This window comes from Variovorax sp. AB1(2024), assembly GCF_037482385.2.
In the GTDB taxonomy this organism is placed as follows: Bacteria; Pseudomonadota; Gammaproteobacteria; order Burkholderiales; family Burkholderiaceae_C; genus Variovorax.
On the sequence record NZ_JBBHKP020000001.1, the window covers coordinates 1,738,292 to 1,757,441 of the forward strand.

The window sequence follows — 19,150 nt, forward strand, 5'->3', positions numbered from 1 at the left end:
GTGAGCGATGAACAGGTCGATGTGCTGGTCGTAGGCGGCGGCAATGCCGCGCTTTGCGCCGCGCTGATGGCACGCGAGGCGGGCGCCAGCGTCCTGCTGCTCGAAGCCGCGCCCAAGGCGTGGCGCGGCGGCAATTCGCAGCACACGCGCAACCTGCGCTGCATGCACGACGGTCCCCAGGACGTGCTCGTGGAGGCCTACCCCGAGGAAGAATACTGGCAGGACCTGCTCAAGGTGACCGGCGGCCTGACCGACGAACACCTGGCCCGGCTGGTCATCCGTGCTTCGTCGAATTGCCGCGACTGGATGCGCAGCCACGGCGTGCACTTCCAGCCGCCGCTCTCCGGCGCATTGCACGTGGCGCGCACCAACGCCTTCTTCATGGGTGGCGGCAAGGCGCTGGTGAATGCCTATTACCGCAGCGCCGAGCGCCTCGGGGTGCGGATCCGCTACGAGACGCCCGTGGCTTCCGTGGAGCTCGACGGCCTGCGCTTCACCGCGGTGCGCACCGAGGGCGGTGAACGGATCGCCGCGAGAAGCTGCGTGCTCGCGGCCGGCGGGTTCGAGTCGAACCGTGAATGGCTGCGCGAGGCCTGGGGCCGCAACGAACGCGGCGAATGGCCGGCGGACAACTTCCTGATCCGCGGAACCCGTTTCAACCAGGGCGTGCTGCTCAGGCAGTTGATCGATGCCGGCGCGGACTCCGTCGGTGATCCCTCGCAGGGCCACATGGTGGCCATCGACGCCCGCGCGCCCCTCTACGACGGCGGCATCTGCACCCGCATCGATTGCGTGTCGCTGGGCGTGGTCGTCAACCGCGAGGCCCGCCGCTTCTACGACGAAGGCGAAGACTTCTGGCCCAAGCGCTATGCCATCTGGGGGCGGCTGGTAGCCCAGCAGCCGGGACAGATGGGCTATTCCATCATCGACCAGAAAGCGGTGGGCCGCTTCATGCCTCCCGTGTTTCCGGGCGCGGTCGCCGACACGCTGCCCGAGCTGGCACGCCTGCTCGGCCTGGACGAGGCGACCTTCCTGCGCACCATTGCCGACTACAACGCCGCCTGCCGCGTCGGCCGCTTCGACCACACGGCCCTCGATGACTGCCATACCGAAGGGCTGTCGCCCGCCAAGACCCACTGGGCGCGGCCCATCGACACCGCGCCCTTCCACGCCTACCCGCTGCGCCCGGGCATCACCTTCACCTACCTGGGCCTGAAGGTGGATGACACCGCCGCCGTGCGCTTCGGCGACCGGCCCAGCCCCAACCTCTTCGTGGCCGGCGAAATGATGGCCGGCAACGTGCTCGGCAAGGGCTACACCGCCGGCGTCGGCATGAGCATCGGCACCGCCTTCGGCCGCATTGCCGGCACGCAGGCCGCGGCCGCGGTCCTGAAGCAGAAAGAAATCCACCATGCAAACGCTTGAAGCCCTGGCACGCGAGGCGGGGTCGCTCGCGGAAGGTCCGCGCCGTGTCATTCCCATTCTTTCGGGCGCTGAGAGCGAGGTCGGCCGGCAGATGCAGATCTGCAATGCCTGCCGCTACTGCGAGGGCTTCTGTGCCGTGTTCCCGGCCATGACGCGCCGGCTCGAATTCGGCAAGGCCGACATCCACTTCCTGGCCAACCTCTGCCACAACTGCGGCGCCTGCCTGCATGCCTGCCAGTACGCGCCGCCGCACGAGTTTGCCGTCAACGTGCCAAGGGCCATGGCCGAGGTCCGCGGCCAGACCTACATGGACTACGCCTGGCCGCCCGCGCTCGGCGCGCTCTACCAACGCAACGGGCTCACGCTTTCGCTGGCCCTGGCCGGCGCGCTGGCGCTGTTCCTGGCGCTCGCCGTGGCAATGAAGGGCGGGCTGTGGGGAACGGCGCCGGGCGAAAACTTCTACAGCGTGTTTCCGCACAACCTGCTGGTCGCCCTGTTCGCCCCGGTGTTCCTGTTCGCAACCCTGGCGCTGGCCATGGGCGTGCGGCGCTTCTGGCGCGACATCACGCCCGCCACCAGCGGCGCGCCGCTGAACGGGCCCGCCGCGGCGGAAGCCGCCGACGCGGCACTGCGCCTCAGGTATCTGGACGGCGGCCACGGCGACGGTTGCCACAACGAAGACGACGCCTACACGCTGGCACGCAGGCGCTTTCACCATCTCACCTTCTACGGCTTCATGCTGTGCTTCGCGGCCACCGGCGTGGCCACGCTGTATCACTACGCCTTCGGCTGGGCCGCCCCCTACGCCTTGCCCAGCCCGCCGAAGCTGCTGGGCGTTGCCGGCGGCATCAGCCTGATGCTCGGCACCGCCGGCTTGTGGCACCTGAACCGCAAGCGGCATCCGCTGCACGGCGACCCGGCTCAAAAGCCCATGGACCTGGGCTTCATTGCGCTGTTGTTCCTCACCAGCGCCAGTGGCCTGGCCCTGTGGCTCGGCCGCGGCACCCCCGCCCTGGCCCTGCTGCTGTGCGTGCATCTGGGTGCCGTGATGGCGCTGTTCGCCACCATGCCCTACGGCAAGTTCGGCCACGGCATCTTCCGCAGCGCCGCCTTGCTGCGCCATGCCGTCGAGAAGCGCCTGCCAAACCCCGTCGGCCTCGGCTCGGACTGACGGGCAACACGACAAAACGACAACACGACAACCCCAAGGAGACTCCGATGAAAAAGCGACAACTTCTGCACCTCGCGGCCCTGGCCGCCACCTTCTTCCTGGCAGGGCATGCGCAGGCACAAGACTTTCCGCCGAAGAAGCCAGTCACCCTGGTGGTCGGCTTCGCACCGGGCGGCGCGGCGGACGCCGCCGCACGCCTGATCGCCAGGAAGCTCGGCGAAGACATCGGCCAGACGGTGATCGTCGACAACAAGGCGGGCGCCGGCGGCAACATCGCCCACCAGTACGTGGCCACGGGGCCCGCCGACGGGTCGATGCTGCTGCTCGGCTCCGTCGGGCCGCTGACCATCGCCCCGCATGTCATGAAGGTGAGCTACGACCCGTTCAAGGACCTGGCCGCGGTTTCCGGCGGCGTCAACTTTCCCAACGTGCTGGTGGTGCACAAGGGCCTGGGCGTGAAGACCCTGGCCGAGTTCGTGGCCCTGTCGAAGAAGAAACCCGGCAGCGTCGACTTCGCCTCGACCGGTGCCGGCTCCGCATCCCACCTGGCCGGAGAACTGTTCAACCAGCGAGCCGGCATCGACATGGTGCATGTGCCTTACAAAGGCGGCGCCCCGGCCCTGCAAGATTTGCTGGGCCAGCGCATCGCCTCGTATTTTTCGGCGCCGCCGACTGCATTGCCGCAGATCGAGGCCGGCAATCTGGTTCCGCTGGCCAGCACGGGCCTGACCCGCCCGGCCTACATGCCCAACATCCCGACGGTGGCGGAGTCGGGCTACCCCGGCTTCGAAGCCCTCAACTGGTATGCCTTCATGGCACCCGGCAAGACGCCCGCGGCCCTGCTGGATCGCTGGAACCATGCCATCGTCAAGGTGCTGGCCGATCCTGGCGTGAAGGAAGCGCTGAACAAGCACGGCCTGACGCCGCAGCCGACCACCCGCGCCGAGCTCACCGACTTCATGAGGAAAGAGGATTCCAAGTGGAGCGCGATCGTGCGCGACCGCAAGATCACCGCGAACTGACCGGACTCAAGGCAGCCGCGCGATGTGTTCCGTCAGCAGGTCGAAGAAGCCCTGCGCATCGCCGTCGATGATCCAGTTCACGTTGGCCGGCCGGCGCAGGCTGCCATGCCAGTCGGCCACCGTTTGCCCGAAGCCCATGCCCTCGCGGCTGTCGATCTCCACGTGGATGCGCCGGCCCCTGAACAGCGAAGGCTGCAGCAGGTAGGCCGTGACCGTGGCATCGTGCACCGGTCCGCCGGGCATGTCGTAGTGCTTCATTTCCTGCGGCGCGTAGGCGTCGAGGATGTCCGCGACGATCGCGCCGGCGCGGTTGCCCAGCTTGCGCAGCCGCGCGATGCGCTCGTCGCTCGTGAGGATCTTGTGCGTCACGTCCAGCGGCAGCATGGTGATGGGCACGCCGCTTTGGAGCACCGCCTCGGCCGCGTGCGGGTCGGCGAACACGTTGAACTCGGCCACGGGCGTGATGTTGCCGCCGTTGAAATGCGCGCCCGCCATCAGCACCAGTTCGCGCAGGCCGCGCACGATGTCGGGTGCCTGTTCCAGCGCCAGCGCGAGGTTGGTCTGCGGGCCGAGCATGGCCAGCGTCACGCTTTTCTCCGGCGCGGCGCGCAAGGTGCGAACGAGGTAGTCGACCGCGCCGCCTTCCGCGAGCGGCGCCGCGGGCTCGTACACGTCGACGCCGGTGAGGCCTTCGCGCCCGTGGATGTTGGCTGCGTAGATCGGCGTGCGCTTCAGCGGCTGCTGCGCGCCCGCGTAGACCGCAATGTCCGGCCGCCCGGCCCATTCGCACGCCAGGCGCGCATTGCGCGAAGTCTTGGCCAGCGGCACGTTGCCGGCCACGGTGGTCAGCGCCTGGATGTTCAGCCGCTCGGGCGCGGCCATTGCGAAGAGCAGCGCGATCACGTCGTCGGCGCCAGGGTCCGTGTCGATGATGAGCGTGTGAGGCTCGGTGTGTGCGGTGTCTGCTGGATTCGGCGGCGGCATGAAAAGGGCTCCTGGCGGGCGCGAACGGCGCGCCCCTGCGGCGCCAGTCTGCCAGAGCGCGGGCGCCGCTCAGCCCTGCCGCAGCCGCCCAGCGAAGAACGCCAGGATCTCGTCGCGCGCAGCGAGCGTCGGCTGGCCCGCCTCGTCGATCAGGTGCGCCGTCACCACGCTGTGCGGGCTCGCCACCACCTGCGCGAAGAAGGGCGGGGTGTCGGTGTTGGCCGCGCTGTCCGGCAGCACACGGGCCACGAAGCGCTCGCCCAGCGCTTCGGAAAAGGCCGCGAAGCGCTGCGCCCTGCAATGCTTGTCGCCCTCGAAGCGGTAGGCCATGACCGTGAGGTCTTCGCGCTCCAGCCGCTCGCGCACGGCGGCCAGTTCCTCCGGCGCCATGTTCGTGGCGGCGGGGTCGTCCATCGGCAGCGAAGGCTGGCACATCACCGGCGCCAGCATCGCGGGCTCCAGCATCATCGACAGCGCGAAGTTGCCGGTGAAGCACATGCCGATGGCGCCCACGCCGGGGCCGCCGCACTCTGCATGCGCCAGCCGCGCGAGCGCGCGCAGCCATTGCGTGACCGGGCTCGATTCATTGGCGGCGAAGGCGCGGAACTCCGCGCTCACGCAAGCGCGCCTGAACACGGCCACGCCTTCCTCCGCGCCGGGCACGGCACCGTCGCGGCCGAACAGCGACGGCATGTAGACGGTGAAGCCCGCGTCGCGCACCCAGCGTGCAAAGCGCGCCACATGCGGACTGATGCCGGGCATCTCGGTCATCACGATCACGGCCGGGCCTTCGCCGAGCACGTAGACCTTCTTCCCGACGCCGTCGAGCGTGATCCGGCGCGCGGTGAAATCGTCGAGCGGGTCGTCTTCGGTCATGGGGCGGGTCGTCGTCGTCATGCGCTTCTCCTTGCTGCTCATGCAGGGCTGCGCGCCAGGTGCTGCAGATGGGCATAGCCCGCGTTGCGAGCGAAGTCGGGCAGCGTCCATATCTGGCCGCCCACGCCCCAGGCGCCGTCGGGCACTTCGTCGAGCACCACGGAGGTCATGAGGCGCCGCCGGTCGTCCGCCGGCATGGCTTCTGCGAAGGCGGCATGCATGCGCGCGGCATAGAGGCTGCGCGATTCGTCGTCGAGCACGCCGGCCGGCAGCAGCACCCGCGCCATGCACGGCAGGTATTGCGCGGTGGCGTCGGCGCCGCCGCAGGTCCAGCCGCCGGCAGCGACCTCGTCCACCAGCACCCAGCACATGAAACGCGCACGGGGCTCGTCCGGCATCTGCTCGACGGCCGCGGCCGCTTCATTGATCTTGCGAACCAGCGTGGCGCGGCTCTCGCCGGGAAAGGCGCCTTGGGGAATCTTCACGAGGATGTTGGGCATGGTTGTATTGGGCCCTTCGCGCCGCCAGAATGGCAGTGTCCAATTTGACTGTTTAGAGGCTGAATCAGACAGCCCCAAGAATGCACGACTTCACGATCCTGGTGCTGCCCGGCGCCTTCAATTCGAGTGTCGCGGTCACGCTCGACATCCTCGGCGCCGCGCAGGCCCTGGCTCCGCGTGCCGGCGTGGCGCCGCCGCGATGGCGGCTGTGTTCGGTGCAGGGCGGCCCGGTGCCGCTGCAGGCCGGCATGACCATCGACACCGCGCGCCTGCCCGTACGGCCGCGCGACGACCGCTCGACATGGGTGGTGCCGGGGCTCGGCCTCAACACGCCGGGCGACATCCGCCGCTGCCTCGAGAGCGACGACGCAGCCAAAGCGGTCGCGGGCCTGGTGCGGCACGCAAAGGCCGGCGGGCAGGTCGCGGCCTCGTGCTCGGCCGTGTTTTTGCTCAACGCGGCCGGGCTGCTTCAGGGCCGGCGCGCGACCACCTCGTGGTGGTATGCGCCGCTGCTCGCGCGCATGGCGCCCGGCTGCACCGTCGATGCCGACCGCATGGTGTGCGCCGACGGCCCGGTGGTCACGGCCGGCGCAGCGTTCGCGCAGACCGACCTGATGCTGCACCTGCTGCGCGAGCGCTGCGGCAGCGCGCTCACCGACCTGGTCTCGCGCATGCTGCTGATCGATGGGCGCCAGGCACAGGCGCCGTTCGTGGTGCCGGAAGTGCTGGCCAACGGCAACGACCTGGTGGCGCGGCTGGCCGCGCGCGTCGAGTCGGCGCTGCCAGACGCACCGGCCGTCAGTGCGCTGGCGCGCGAGTTCTGCATGTCGGAGCGCACGCTGTCACGCCACATCCGCAAGGCCACCGGCAAGAGCACGCAGGCGCTGGTGCAGAGCGTGCGGCTGCGGCGCGCCCGTGCGCTGCTCGAAACCAGCCGCATGACGGTCGAGCAGGTGGCCGGCGCGGTGGGCTACCAGGACGCCACCGCGTTGCGGCGCCTGATGAAGAAGATGGCGGGGGCCAACCCGAGCCGCTATCGCAGCTGATGCGGCCGCGGCCACCGCCCCTCGTTTTTTTTTACGCTTACTTCTTGCGCGCGGCAATCGCCTGCTCGGCCTTCGCCACCAGGTCCGTGCCCACGGTCGACTTCCACTTGTCGTACACCGGCCGCGTCGCCTTCACGAAGGCTTCGCGCTCCGCCGGCGTGAGGCTGGTCACGGTCACGCCCATGCCCGCGATGTCTTTCAGCACCGGCTTGTCGGCCTCCACCAGGCCCTTGCGCGCGATGGCGATCTCTTCCTTGCCGGCGTCGATCGCGGCCTGCCGCACGATGGCCTGGTCGGCCGGGGTCCACGAGGCCCAGATTTCCTTGTTGACCACGAACACCAGCGGGTCGGCCACGTAGCCCCAGGTGGTGACGAACTTCTGGCCCACGGTCTGCATCTTGAGCACGGTGAACAGGAACAGCGGGTTCTCCTGGCCGTCGACCGCGCCGCTCGCGAGCGCCGGCTGTGCGTCGGCCCAGCTCATCTGCGTGGGGTTGGCGCCGAGCGCGGTGAACATGTCGGAGTAGATGGGCGAGCCGACCACGCGGATCTTCATGCCCTTGATGTCGGCGGGCGACCTGATGGGCTTCTTGGAGTTGGTGATTTCGCGGAAGCCGTTTTCGCCCCACGCGAGCGGCACCACGCCGGCCTTGTCGAGGGTCTTGAACATTTCCTTGCCAACCTCGCCCTGCGTGAGCGCATCGATGGCCGCGTAGTCGGGCATCAGGAAGGGCATGGAGAACAGGTTGAGCTGCTTGACCTGCGGCGACCAGTTGATGGTGGAGCCGACGGCCATGTCGATGACGCCCTGGCGCAGCGCGCTGAACTCGCGGGTCTGGTCGCCCTGGATGAGCGAGACGCCGGGGTAGAGCTTGATGTTGATGCGGCCCTGGGTGCGCTCCTTGACCATGTCGGCCCAGATTTTCCCGGCCTGGCCCCAGGGGGTGGGCGGGCCGAGCACGAGGGACATCTTGTACTCGGGCTTGTAGGCGGCCTGCGCCATTGCGCCGGTCGAGAACATGCCGAGGGCGGTGGCTGCTGCGGCGAGCCCGAGCAGGGTGCGGCGGAATTTCATGAGAGCTCTCCTTATTGTTCGAAACACTTACTGGGACCGAAAACTATTTGTTCAGGGCGCGTGCACAGGCCATCGGGTACTCCCCTCCGCGAATGTCCCCCGGCCTGCGGCCTCCTCCTTTATTTCGCTGCCGGGAGCACCCGACGCCCTGTGCACAGGGCACGCTGCTTGTGCATGGCCGATCAACGACTGCTCTTCGCAACGCTCACGACGGCGGGGTGCCTTGCGCAGCGAAATAAAGGAGGAGCCCGAAGGGCGGGGGACATTCGCGGAGCAAGGTACCCCGTCGGCGTGAGCGCGCCCTGAACAGCGACCGCCACGCAAGACAAACATCAGTACCCCAACTTGCGAGGCAACCACAAAGCCAGCTCCGGGAAGACGATGACCAGCACCATCACCACGAACATCGAGAACAGCATCCACCCCACCCATCGCACCGTCTCTTCCATGCGCACATTCGCGATGCGGCACGACACCATCAGGTTGACCGCGAGCGGCGGCGTGAACTGGCCCAGCGCCACCTTCAGCGTGAGGATCACGCCGAACCACACCGGGTCCCACTTGTAGTACTGCACGATCGGCAGCAGCAGCGGCACGAAGATCAGGAAAATCGACACGCCGTCCAGGAACATGCCGACAGTGATCAGCAGCAATATCAGCAGCGCCAGGATGCCGTACTCGCCCAGGCCCGAGTTCACGATGGCGCGCGTCACCGGGTCGATAACGCCCAGCGTCGACAGCGAATACGCGAAGATGCCCGCCAGCGACACCACCAGCAGAATCACCGCAGAGAGTTCGCCCGACTCGCGCAAGATCACGAACAGGTCGCGCACCTTGATGGTCCGGTGAATGCACATGCCCACGAACAGGCCGTAGAACACCGCCACCACCGCCGCTTCGGTCGGCGTGAACCAGCCGGCGCGCATGCCGCCCAGAATGAGCACCGGCGCCGCCAGCCCCCAGGTCGCTTCGCGAAAGCTCTTCCAGAACGGCGGGCGCGGCAGCGTGGATTCGAGCGCGCCCATCTTGTGCTTGCGGGCCAGCAGCACGGCCGGAATCATCAGCGCCAGGCCGGCCATCACGCCCGGGATCATGCCGGCCGCAAACAGCGCCGGTACCGAGGCGCCCGGCACCAGCACCGAATACACGATGAACGCGACCGAAGGCGGAATCAGGATGTCGGTGGCCGCCGCCGCGCCCACCACGCTGGCGGAGAACGCCGCCGGGTAGCCGGCGCGCGACATGGCCGCGATCATCACCGCGCCCACGGCCGCCGCATTGGCCGGGCCGGAGCCGGAGATGCCGCCGAGGAACATCGCCACGGCAATGGCCACCAGCGGCAGCATGCCGGGGCCGCGGCCCACGATGGCAATGGCAAAGTTGACGAGGCGCAGCGCCACGCCGGAGCGGTCGAAGATGGAGCCGACCAGCACGAACATCGGAATGGCCAGCAGCGGATACTTGCCCAGGCCGGCATAGAAGTTCTGCGGCACGGCGAGCAGGCCGAACCACTGGGCGTCGCTGTTGGCCAGCGCGATGCAGGCGGCGCCCGCCAGGCCCAGTGCGGCGCCGATGGGCACGCCCACCAGCATCATCACGACGAAGGCGACAAAGAGCAGGGTAGCGATCACTTGGTGTCTTCTGACTTGTAGTTTTTCTTGCGGCCGCGGCGGACCATGAGGCCGATGGCGCGCAGCGCGATGGCGAAGGACACGATAGGCAGCCAGATCGAATACCACCACGCGGGCAGCCCGATGCCGGGCGTCGTCTCTTCAAAGCGGTAGTCGTCCCACACCATGCGGATGCTGAGCGCGCCGATGAGGGTGAACAGAATGGCGATCATCAGCGCGCCAAACTGCGCGAGCCGCTTGCGCCGCGCCATCGAGCCGCTTTCGGAGAAGTACTCGATGCGAATATGCCGGTCGCGCGCCACGGCGGCCGAGCCGGCCACCAGCGCCAGCATGATCATGAGGAACACCGAGAACTCTTCGGTCCACGCGAAGGACGAATCGGTGAAGTAGCGCACCAGCACGTTGGCAAAGGTGATGAGCGCCAGGGCGCCCATGATGATGACGGTGAGCCAGTCTTCGATGGCCAGTGGCACCTTGGTGGGTTCGTCGGCGGCTTCGATGTCGGGGGGGATGGGGCTGGCGGCGTCCAGCGTGGGGCCGGACTCGGGTGGAGTTGTCATCGCAGGAAGGTCAGTGAGGCCAAAAGCCATGTCACCGGGCGGACGCCGGGACGCGTTCCGTACACCTCGACAGGGAAACAGCCGTCGATGCTAGGTGGTCGATGACCACTCATGTATCGGGGGTTTCCTTAGCTGCCTTGCCTTTTCAGGGCGTGTGCGCAGGCCGCCGGGTACTCCCCTCCGCGAATGTCCCCCGCCCTTCGGGCTCCTCCTTTATTTCGCTGCGGGGAGCACCCGGCGCCCTGCGCACGGGGAGGGCGGTTGTGAGGTTGGCGGGTCGAGCGCTGCGGTGGACAAGCAGAAGTCAGGAGGGCTGGCGTCGTCTGCGGTTGACATTGGTATGACTGCGCTCAATGTTCGCGTCAGACTGGAAGCGGAGGATCAAGAAGGTCCGTTTCGCGGTGTCGCCGCGCTGCCATGCAGTGACACGCGCTCGCACAGGTGATTCAGGTGTTTACAACCACTGGCACAGCAACCTGTGCCGCCACCTGTTGGGCGATTGGGGTGTACAGGTCCACGATCGTTTCGGGCGCGCGGATCGTGATGATCAGGCTGTATTTGGCCGGCAAGTCGTACCGCTCTTGCGCGGGACGTGTGCGCCACCAGCCATTGGACGGATACACCGCTATAAAGCCTCGGCTGGCAAGGTCGGCAGCGTTGCCGCGCCAGATGTCCTGGTGTAGCGAACCGCGATGTCTAAAGTTTTCGCCTAGGACCCAGTTGGAATCGGCAGGCGGTGCAGCGCGTCCGGCTTCCTCACGCATTGCGGCCGCGTTGATGCGCGCCTGAAAGTCTTCGACCGTTTCGAGGGGCCGACGTACAGCAAAGCGCAGGCGATGCGATGGGTAATGATATTTGGACGAGCTGCCACGGGCAGAGGGATTGGGCTCGACGAAGTATGACAGCGTCACCCGCATCTCGACCTGCGTGTTCTGCAGCGCCTCCAACTGCTCTTTGGGCCAAGGTAAGGAGTGAAAGTTCATGTCTCGGGACTTGATGACACTCCCTTCCTTCTTGTACGGGTGCACCACGTCTTCAACCACTAACGACAGCGAGTTTCCAGCGCTCCACAGTGCCCGTTCCAGGCTAGGTGCCCCCCACCCGCAGTGGCGAACTAATGTGGCGTACTCCTGCTTCGTGCGCCGGGCACCGCTCGGCGGGTACATCTGCAGCATCGGTTCGGTCCAATCGGCCGAGTTCACTATCAGGGCACGCACGGTCTCTGGCCGCAGCGCTGGGTAGGCCGCCATGATCTGGGCCGCCATTCGCGAGCACAGTGCCGACGCGGCGCTGGTGGCATTTGTGGTCCAGAAAAAACGCGCCAGGGGGCGGTTGTTCGTGGTGAGCAGTTCGAGGCTGGCGAAGTTGTCAGTGTTCACGCCGTCGGTGGCAGCGTTCCCACCCTCGAACACGACATCGGGCTTGAGAGGCCAAGCGCGCTCGTTCCATCCTGACGAACTCGACGTGAACGGGCTTAACGCTCCGCTCGCCGCGACTGGAGTGAAATGCGCCGCCCCTGGCTCGGTAATGGCAGTCTTTTCGGTGAAGGCGCCGACCGTCAGTGCGTTCCAGGACTGACCGGGGTCGTGGACCAGGTTAAGGGACAGGCTGTTGGGGTACTGGGCCCAGTGTGCTCGGTCATTAGTGTTGCCTGCTGACAGGACAAAGAGGCGAGGAAAGGCTCCCTCGCCAATGTCGTCAGACGCCAGCGAGTCGACAGTCGATGACCATGCCGATGGGCGGCCGAAATCCCGGTAATCGGACGCCGTCACGGCTGATGAGAAGACGCGCCTTCTTTGACCAAACTGCGCTTCAGGGGTGGTGACGCCGTCTAGGAACAGGCGCGCGTGGTGCTTGTCGTCACCTACATTTGCGCCTTGGTTTGGCGTCAGCTTAACGGACTCGATGCGATGAGAAACAGCGATCGGACCGTTCGATGCCAGCGCTGCATGCATGTCACCGTAGCCAACTAAGCCGGCCAGTCCGGTGCCATGGTTCGCCATGTCGTCCGTCCCCCACACCGCATTGACGGTGTGCAGGTCGGCGGGGTCCATCAACGGCGCCAACAGCGGGTGGCTGCGATTAACGCCAGAGTCAAGTAGGCAGACGCGCGGGACCTCGTCGCCCGCCCCCGGCGGCTGAAGGCGGACCATCAAGTCGGCACTCCACTGTTGCTGCTCGGCGCCGCCCATGCCAACGAAGAACTCCGCGGTGTCTTTGGCTCGCCGTAGCTCGGCAACGCAGTTGAGCGCCATCACAGACTGGGAAAGCTGCTGCTGCGATCCGTACATCACGACTACAGATCGCTCTGGGAAATCAACCACAGCATCGCTCACTTGGCACTGCGACATCGCTGCCAAACGACGGAAGTCATCCACGGCAGACACGTCAGCATCCCTGCCGCGCCGCACCCAAACTTCCCACCAGAATGCCTCTTCGTGATTGGCGGGCAGCAGGTCGGGCGAGTCAGTCCACAGTCCTTGGATGGCTGCTGCCCGAATACTGCCGATGGTGTTCAGCAGCTTTTTGTTGTCTCTAGGGTTGCCGTTGCGATCCGTCTTTTCTTCGAGGTACTCTGTGACTAGGCGCTCAAAGTGCTGAAGCTGGCCGTGGGGCACGAACACGTTGGCGAGTACGGCCTTGTTTTCGCGCTCCTGCACGCTGAGAAGCTCAATGCCCTTGCCTTTGCCTTCCGCAGCCAGACGCTCGAACGCCAATTCGGCGTCCGGTCTGGAGACAAATTGGATTTGGAGGCCGAGACCGGCTTCGAGTCCGAGCTCCTCTTGGCGTTGCCGTGCCGTGTCGGCCAGCGGCTGTAAGGCCTGCAGTTGGCCACGCAGGGCAGCGCCATGTTGTGCTCGATCGAGCTGCGGCAATGTCGCCTTCGTGCCGCCCTTCGGAGAATGAGCCTTGAAGGGCTTTGCCTCGGACGTGTTCTGCAGTACGAGATGCGGTTGCTTATCGGGTATTTGGTCCGGCATGATTTGACGCGTGCAGACTGTTCTTTGCGAGCTTTGTACTGATGAGGCGGCGTTCCTCTAACGCACGCCCCAACTCGGCTCGTTGCACTTTCGTCTGATCATGCATGATCGCGTCCTTGATGGAAGCGTCTACCGCACGACATATCTCTGCGTAGCTCAAGCCCTCGGTTTGCTCAACCAGACCATCCTTCTTGAAGGGCTTGGGAGCGAAGTAACCGAGACGAGAGCGAATTAGTGCCAGTGCCTGTTCGGACGTGGGTAGGTGATACTCCACCACGTCATCGAATCGTCTGAACAGCGCGTAATCGAGAACTTCGGGGTGGTTCGTTGCCGCGATGATCAGACTGTTCGACTGATCGTGTTCGATCATCTGCAGGAAGCTGTTTAGGACACGACGAATCTCGCCCACGTCGTTGGCTTGTCCGCGCTGCGATCCGATGGCGTCAAACTCGTCGAAGAAGTAAACCCCTCGAATGTCGGTTATCGCGTCGAAAACTTGCCGCAGCTTCGCGGCGGTTTCGCCCATGAATTTGGTGATCAGGGAGTCAAGCCGTACCAAGAAGAGCGGGATGCCAAGTTCGCCGGCCAAGGCGGCGGCGGTCATCGTCTTGCCTGTACCCGGCGGCCCCACAAGCAATAGCTTGCGGCGCGGCGAGAGCCCATGCTCCTTGATCCGCGCCAGTTGCCGCTGCTCATTGAGCACCCGCTGAAGCTGGTTTGAAGCCACTTCGTCGAGGACCATGTCCCCCAGCCGGTTCGCCGGGTGGCTCACCGTAAGCAGGTTCGCTAGTTCCCCACGCGGCTTGGCAATACTTCCGATGGCGACGAGCTTGCCGGTCGAATCTTGACCAATGCGGCTCTTGGCGGCATCGATCATCTCGCGCAGTTCCGCTGCCAGCTTGCCGTGACCCAGCTTGGCTTCATGCGCAGCGACCTGCATCGCTACAGACAAAAAGTGTCCATCGTCGCGACTGATGTGCGACTTGATGAGAGCCTTGAGCTGTTCGGAGCTAGCCACGGTGGACGTCAGGAATCGTTGAAGTTGCTGCGCGAGGCCATTATCGCTTGGGAACCCACCGAACCTCAGAGGGTCGACCCAATCTCGCGATTTCAAACCCGGTCGTGAGCTATCTCTCAGCCCGCAAAGGATCACCTCATGGAATCCAGCGCCGCGATCTTGAACGGCAGACGAACGGAACTCATCCCATCATTCAGCCACTCGAACGATGAGCGGCAGCTTTGACGCGTCAATTTCGTCAGCGCGAATGACGGCAACCGCTACAAAGCCGATGCTCGCATCGTCTGCCGGCGATCAGCATGGAACGCATAGCTGCCACTGAGGCCTACCCCACAAACCTCAACCGAACCGAATTCCCCTCGATACGAACGCTTCAAGCGGGCCGCGAAATCCGCAGCCCGCGGAGAAGTCGCTAACCGCCAGTCTCAAGCGCCCCACGCCGCGCCATCTCGCTCACCTGAAACAACTCCCCCGCCTTGCTAGCCAGCTCAGCCGCAAGCCAAAGCAGGTTGTCCAGTCGTCGAGGCCCATCCCCGCTGCACCAGTCGATGTCTTCCCCGTGGCAGACCCACAGTAGAGCTTCGAGTTGAGAGAGGGTGTTTTCAAGAAGATCCGCCGCATCTTGGGCGTTGTCTTCGGAAGCTACCGGCGTGCGAGGCCGGGCTATAGTCTTGGTAGCCATTTTTGTGCGGTTCCTTCCAAGGCAAGTGCACGAACTTGGTTAGACGGTCGGGGTGCTGAGAACACCTCGGCCGTCGCCTTTTGATACCTCGCATGTGCATCAGTGCTTTCGCACCGACGACCTGCCGCGAGGCAAGCAGCCTTCAAGCATCTAAGTGGTGGGGTGTGTTGCTTCCCTTGGTGGGGTGTGGAGTGACAGGGGCATTCACTCTAGAGAAGAACCCGGCGAAGTAGCCGGTTGATGCGGCAAGAAGTCCCGCAGAGCGCCAACAAATGCAGCTTCCACAGCAGCACTGAACGCTCACGCCGGCGGGGTGCCTTGCGCAGCGAAATAAAGGAGGAGGCCGAAGGCCGGGGGACATTCGCGGAGCAAGGTACCCCGTCGGCGTGAGCGCCCCCCGATGCAAGCCGAACGGAATCAGCCCATCAAGGACCGCGCCCGCTCCAGATGCTCCCGGCACTCACGCACCATGCGCTCCAGCAGTTCGGCGCAGGTAGGAATGTCGTCGATCAGCCCGATGCACTGCCCCGCCGACACCACTCCGTTCTGCACCTCGCCAGACTCCAGCGCCGCACGGCCGCGCGCGCCGGCCACCAGTGGGCGCACTTCCTCGAACTCGCAACCGCCGGGCCGGTTCTCCGTGGCCACCACCTCTTCGGAAATCGCGTTGCGGAACACGCGCGCGGTGTTGCGCATGGTGCGGAACATCAGCTTCGTGTCGCGCTCGGTCGCGTCCACCAGCGCCTGCTTGATGTTGTCGTGAATGGGCGCTTCCTTCGTCACGCAGAAGCGCGTGCCCATGTTGATGCCCTCGGCGCCCAGCGCCAGCGCCGCGGCCATGCCGCGACCGTCTGCGATACCGCCCGACGCGATGATCGGAATGCGCAGCTTGCGCGCCGCAATCGGCAGCAGCACCAGGCCGGGCACGTCGTCTTCGCCGGGATGGCCCGCGCATTCGAAGCCGTCCACCGACACCGCGTCCACGCCATTGCGCTCCGCCGACAACGCATGGCGCACCGACGTGCACTTGTGCACGATCTTCACGTCATGCCGCTTCAGCGCCTCGATGAAATCCTTCGGGCTGTTGCCCGCGGTCTCCACGATCTTCACGCCGCTGTCGATGATCGCCTGCACGTACTCCGCGTACGGCGGCGGCTTCACCGCCGGCAGGATCGTGAGGTTCACGCCGAAGGGCTTGTCCGTGAGCGTGCGCGTGCGCGCGATCTCGTTGCGCAGGTCGTCGGGCGTGGGCTGCGTGAGCGCGGTCACGATGCCCAGGCCGCCGGCGTTCGACACGGCCGCGGCCAGCTCGGCACGGCCCACCCATTGCATGCCGCCCTGGATGATGGGGTAGCGAATGCCGAGCAGTTCGGTGATGCGGGTCTTCATCTTGCGGCGGCCTCTTTCTTACAGCGCCTTCACCAGTTCCGGCACTGCCACGAACAGGTCGGCCACCAGGCCGTAGTCGGCCACCGAGAAGATCGGTGCCTCTTCGTCCTTGTTGATCGCGACGATGACCTTCGAGTCCTTCATGCCGGCCAGATGCTGGATCGCGCCCGAGATGCCCGCCGCGATGTACAGCTGCGGCGCGACGATCTTGCCCGTCTGGCCCACTTGCCAGTCGTTCGGTGCGTAGCCTGCGTCGACGGCTGCGCGGCTGGCGCCCAGGCCCGCGTTCAGCTTGTCGGCCAGCGGCGTCATCACTTCGGTGAACTTCTCTGCGCTGCCCAGCGCACGGCCACCGGAGACGATGATCTTGGCGGCGGTCAGTTCGGGGCGGTCGCTCTTGGTCACTTCACGGCCCACGAAGCTGCTCTTGCCGCTGTCGGCCACGCCTTCAGCGGTTTCGACGGTTGCGCTGCCACCGGTGGCGGCGGCTGCGTCGAAGCCGGTCGTGCGAACCGTGATCACCTTGGTGGCGTCGCTGCTCTGCACCGTGGCGATCGCATTGCCTGCGTAGATCGGGCGCTCGAAGGTGTCGGGGCTGTCGACCTTGGTGATGTCGCTGATCTGCGCCACGTCGAGCTTGGCGGCCACGCGCGGTGCGACGTTCTTGCCGTTGGCGGTCGAGGGGAACAGGATGTGGCTGTAGTTGGATGCGATCGCCAGCACCTGGGCTGCGACGTTCTCGGCGAGGTTCTCGGCCAGGCTGGGGCTGTCTGCCGCGATGACCTTGGTCACGCCTGCGATCTGGGCGGCTGCCTTGGCGGCTTCGGCGGCATTGGCGCCAGCCACCAGCACGTGGACATCGCCGCCGCAAGCCAGCGCTGCGGTCACGGTGTTGAGGGTCGCCGGCTTGATGCTGGCGTGGTCGTGTTCTGCAATGACGAGTGCGGTCATGTTCTTTTTCTTCCTCAGATCACTTTGGCTTCGTTCTTCAGCTTGTCCACCAGCGTTGCAACGTCGGGCACCTTGATGCCGGCACCGCGCTTTGGCGGCTCCGCGACCTTCAGGGTCTTCAGGCGCGGCTTCACATCGACGCCCAGGTCTTCGGGCTTGACCGTGTCCAGCTGCTTCTTCTTGGCCTTCATGATGTTCGGCAGCGTCACGTAGCGCGGCTCGTTCAGGCGCAGGTCGGTGGTGATGACTGCGGGCAGGCTCAGGGAGATGGTCTCCAGGCCGCCGTCGACTTCGCGCGTCACGGTGGCCTTGTCGCCGGCGACTTCGACCTTGGAGGCGAAGGTGGCTTGTGGCAGGTCGGCCAGTGCAGCCAGCATCTGGCCGGTCTGGTTGGCGTCGTCGTCGATGGCCTGCTTGCCCAGGATGATCAGCTGGGGCTGTTCCTTGTCGACCAGCGCCTTCAGCAGCTTGGCGACGGCCAGGGGCTGCAGCTCTTCGGTGGTCTCGACCAGGATGCCGCGGTCGGCGCCGATGGCCATCGCGGTGCGCAGGGTTTCCTGGCACTTGGCGTCACCGCAGGAGACGGCGATCACTTCGGTGACCACGCCCTTTTCCTTCAGGCGCACGGCCTCTTCGACAGCGATCTCGTCGAAGGGGTTCATGCTCATCTTGACGTTGGCAATGTCCACCCCGGTGCCGTCGCTCTTCACGCGCACCTTCACGTTGTAATCGACGACCCGTTTGACAGGTACCAGAACCTTCATGGCTGTTCCTTTGAATGACGAAGAAATGAATGAACGAATGAATGGGTTACTCGAGCTTGGCGCCCGACTGCTTGATGAGCCGCTCCCACACCGGGCGCTCCGCCTTCCAGGCGGTGGCGAAGAGCTCGGGCGAGCTGTCCTTGATCTCGAAGCCCATGGCCGCCACGCGCTCGCGCACGTCGGGCTGCTGCGTGGCCTTGCGCACTTCTTCGGCGATGCGGTCCACGATGGGCTTGGGCGTCCTGGCGGGCACCGCGATGGCGAGCCAGCCGGTCACGCGGTAGGCCTCGTCCTTCAGGCCCTGCTCGGCCAGCGTGGGCACGTCGGGCAGGGTGCTCATGCGGCGCTCGCCGCTCACGCCGATGGCGCGGATCTTCCCGGAGTCGATGTGCGGCTTGGCCACCAGCGCGCTGGCGTAGGCCATCTGGATCTGGCCGCCGATCAGGTCCTGCATCATCGGCGCCTCGCCCTTGTAGGCGACGTGGTTCATGTCGGCGTGCGTGGCAAGGCTCATGTGCGCGCCGGCCAGGTGCGGGTATGCGCCCACGCCGTAGGAGCCGTAGGCCACCTTGCCCTTGTTGGCGGTGACGTACTTCAGCAGCTCGGGCCCGGTCTTCACCGGCACGCTCGGGTGCACCACCAGCACCAGCGGCGCCATCGCGATCTGGTAGACCAGCGTGAGGTCGCGCTGCGTGTCGTAGGGCAGCTTGTCGTAGAGGAACTCGTTGGTCATGAGCGAGTTGCTCAGGCCCAGCACGATGGTGTAGCCGTCGGCCGGCGACTTGGCGACGGCGTCGGTGCCGATGATGCCGGCCGCGCCCGGCTTGTTGTCGATGACGACGGGCTGGCCCATGCCGGCCGACATCTTCTGGCCGATCACGCGCGCCAGCACGTCGGTGGCGCCGCCCGCGGCGAAGGGAACGACCATGCGGATCGGCTTGTTCGGGTACGTGCCCTGTGCTTGCGCGTGGGGCAGCGCGCACAGCGTGGCGGCGGAAGCGGCGGCGCACAGCAGGGCGCGGCGGGTCGGAAGGCGGAAGGTCGTCACTTGTCTCTGTCTCTCGGTCTTGGTTTT

16 protein-coding genes are annotated in these 19,150 nt (G+C 65.9%); 4 read left to right on the forward strand and 12 right to left on the reverse strand.

Features of this window, described 5'->3' with window-relative positions; translation table 11 throughout:
- From tcuA to WIX39_RS08165, 3 genes are read left to right on the forward strand one after another with little or no spacing between them, the layout of a single operon-like run.
- Positions 1 to 1,425: an FAD-dependent tricarballylate dehydrogenase TcuA gene (gene tcuA / locus WIX39_RS08155; RefSeq protein ID WP_106935783.1), complete on the forward strand. Its 1,425-nt coding sequence runs from the start codon at positions 1 to 3 to the stop codon at positions 1,423 to 1,425.
- Positions 1,412 to 2,596 (forward strand): tricarballylate utilization 4Fe-4S protein TcuB, encoded by a 1,185-nt coding sequence (gene tcuB, locus WIX39_RS08160; protein ID WP_106935782.1) that lies wholly within the window; start codon positions 1,412 to 1,414, stop codon positions 2,594 to 2,596. Before tcuA ends, tcuB begins: the two co-directional genes overlap by 14 nt.
- A 47-nt stretch (positions 2,597 to 2,643) precedes the next feature.
- Positions 2,644 to 3,618, forward strand: coding sequence for a Bug family tripartite tricarboxylate transporter substrate binding protein (locus tag WIX39_RS08165; RefSeq protein ID WP_409194847.1), 975 nt, complete (start codon positions 2,644 to 2,646; stop codon positions 3,616 to 3,618).
- 6 nt (positions 3,619 to 3,624) lie between these two features.
- On the opposite strand, the gene WIX39_RS08170 is transcribed toward WIX39_RS08165, so the two are convergent.
- From WIX39_RS08170 to WIX39_RS08180, 3 genes are all read right to left on the reverse strand, one after another.
- Entirely contained in the window at positions 3,625 to 4,602 is a 978-nt protein-coding gene (locus WIX39_RS08170) for a nucleoside hydrolase (protein ID WP_409194848.1), read from the reverse strand.
- Positions 4,603 to 4,671: 69 nt separating this feature from the next.
- The gene (locus WIX39_RS08175; protein WP_409194849.1) at positions 4,672 to 5,499 is read right to left on the reverse strand and encodes a dienelactone hydrolase family protein; all 828 of its coding nucleotides are present in this window, start codon (positions 5,497 to 5,499) and stop codon (positions 4,672 to 4,674) included.
- 17 nt (positions 5,500 to 5,516) lie between these two features.
- Entirely contained in the window at positions 5,517 to 5,978 is a 462-nt protein-coding gene (locus WIX39_RS08180) for a tautomerase family protein (protein ID WP_106935779.1), read from the reverse strand.
- An 80-nt stretch (positions 5,979 to 6,058) separates the two neighbouring features.
- Between WIX39_RS08180 and WIX39_RS08185 the strand changes: the two genes are divergently transcribed.
- Positions 6,059 to 7,024, forward strand: coding sequence for a GlxA family transcriptional regulator (locus WIX39_RS08185; RefSeq protein ID WP_409194850.1), 966 nt, complete (start codon positions 6,059 to 6,061; stop codon positions 7,022 to 7,024).
- A gap of 37 nt (positions 7,025 to 7,061) precedes the next feature.
- Here WIX39_RS08185 and WIX39_RS08190 read toward each other — a convergent pair whose 3' ends face one another.
- The 9 genes from WIX39_RS08190 to WIX39_RS08230 form a co-directional block, all read right to left on the reverse strand.
- Positions 7,062 to 8,099 carry a DctP family TRAP transporter solute-binding subunit gene (locus tag WIX39_RS08190; RefSeq protein WP_081268391.1) on the reverse strand — a complete coding sequence of 346 codons (1,038 nt, stop codon included), beginning with the start codon at positions 8,097 to 8,099 and terminating at the stop codon, positions 7,062 to 7,064.
- Positions 8,100 to 8,431: 332 nt separating this feature from the next.
- Positions 8,432 to 9,730: a TRAP transporter large permease gene (locus WIX39_RS08195; RefSeq protein ID WP_106935776.1), complete on the reverse strand. Its 1,299-nt coding sequence runs from the start codon at positions 9,728 to 9,730 to the stop codon at positions 8,432 to 8,434.
- Positions 9,727 to 10,290: a TRAP transporter small permease gene (locus WIX39_RS08200; protein WP_081268393.1), complete on the reverse strand. Its 564-nt coding sequence runs from the start codon at positions 10,288 to 10,290 to the stop codon at positions 9,727 to 9,729. Before WIX39_RS08200 ends, WIX39_RS08195 begins: the two co-directional genes overlap by 4 nt.
- 446 nt (positions 10,291 to 10,736) lie before the next feature.
- Complete coding sequence (locus WIX39_RS08205; RefSeq protein ID WP_409194851.1) at positions 10,737 to 13,271, reverse strand: S8 family peptidase; 2,535 nt, start codon at positions 13,269 to 13,271, stop codon at positions 10,737 to 10,739.
- Positions 13,249 to 14,289 carry an AAA family ATPase gene (locus tag WIX39_RS08210; RefSeq protein ID WP_409194852.1) on the reverse strand — a complete coding sequence of 347 codons (1,041 nt, stop codon included), beginning with the start codon at positions 14,287 to 14,289 and terminating at the stop codon, positions 13,249 to 13,251. Before WIX39_RS08210 ends, WIX39_RS08205 begins: the two co-directional genes overlap by 23 nt.
- 1,099 nt (positions 14,290 to 15,388) lie before the next feature.
- Positions 15,389 to 16,360, reverse strand: coding sequence for an NAD(P)H-dependent flavin oxidoreductase (locus WIX39_RS08215; protein ID WP_205367801.1), 972 nt, complete (start codon positions 16,358 to 16,360; stop codon positions 15,389 to 15,391).
- Between the two features lie 18 nt (positions 16,361 to 16,378).
- A complete protein-coding gene (locus WIX39_RS08220; protein WP_409194853.1) occupies positions 16,379 to 17,311 on the reverse strand; it encodes an electron transfer flavoprotein subunit alpha/FixB family protein in 933 nt (310 codons plus the stop codon).
- Positions 17,312 to 17,325: 14 nt separating this feature from the next.
- On the reverse strand, positions 17,326 to 18,075 hold the full coding sequence (locus tag WIX39_RS08225) for an electron transfer flavoprotein subunit beta/FixA family protein (RefSeq protein WP_106935764.1): 750 nt from the start codon (positions 18,073 to 18,075) through the stop codon (positions 17,326 to 17,328).
- Positions 18,076 to 18,121: 46 nt separating this feature from the next.
- Entirely contained in the window at positions 18,122 to 19,123 is a 1,002-nt protein-coding gene (locus WIX39_RS08230) for a Bug family tripartite tricarboxylate transporter substrate binding protein (RefSeq protein WP_285413559.1), read from the reverse strand.
- Between the last annotated feature and the right edge of the window lie 27 nt (positions 19,124 to 19,150).

Excerpts from the sequence above, each read along its gene's own strand:
- WIX39_RS08220 (WP_409194853.1), bottom strand. The coding sequence starts at position 17,311 with ATGACCGCACTCGTCATTGCAGAACACGACCACGCCAGCATCAAGCCG.
- WIX39_RS08180 (WP_106935779.1), bottom strand. The coding sequence starts at position 5,978 with ATGCCCAACATCCTCGTGAAGATTCCCCAAGGCGCCTTTCCCGGCGAG.
- WIX39_RS08190 (WP_081268391.1), bottom strand. The coding sequence starts at position 8,099 with ATGAAATTCCGCCGCACCCTGCTCGGGCTCGCCGCAGCAGCCACCGCC.
- WIX39_RS08175 (WP_409194849.1), bottom strand. The coding sequence starts at position 5,499 with ATGACGACGACGACCCGCCCCATGACCGAAGACGACCCGCTCGACGAT.
- WIX39_RS08170 (WP_409194848.1), bottom strand. The coding sequence starts at position 4,602 with ATGCCGCCGCCGAATCCAGCAGACACCGCACACACCGAGCCTCACACG.
- tcuB (WP_106935782.1), top strand. The coding sequence starts at position 1,412 with ATGCAAACGCTTGAAGCCCTGGCACGCGAGGCGGGGTCGCTCGCGGAA.
- WIX39_RS08200 (WP_081268393.1), bottom strand. The coding sequence starts at position 10,290 with ATGACAACTCCACCCGAGTCCGGCCCCACGCTGGACGCCGCCAGCCCC.
- WIX39_RS08205 (WP_409194851.1), bottom strand. The coding sequence starts at position 13,271 with ATGCCGGACCAAATACCCGATAAGCAACCGCATCTCGTACTGCAGAAC.
- WIX39_RS08215 (WP_205367801.1), bottom strand. The coding sequence starts at position 16,360 with ATGAAGACCCGCATCACCGAACTGCTCGGCATTCGCTACCCCATCATC.
- WIX39_RS08185 (WP_409194850.1), top strand. The coding sequence starts at position 6,059 with ATGCACGACTTCACGATCCTGGTGCTGCCCGGCGCCTTCAATTCGAGT.
- WIX39_RS08225 (WP_106935764.1), bottom strand. The coding sequence starts at position 18,075 with ATGAAGGTTCTGGTACCTGTCAAACGGGTCGTCGATTACAACGTGAAG.
- WIX39_RS08165 (WP_409194847.1), top strand. The coding sequence starts at position 2,644 with ATGAAAAAGCGACAACTTCTGCACCTCGCGGCCCTGGCCGCCACCTTC.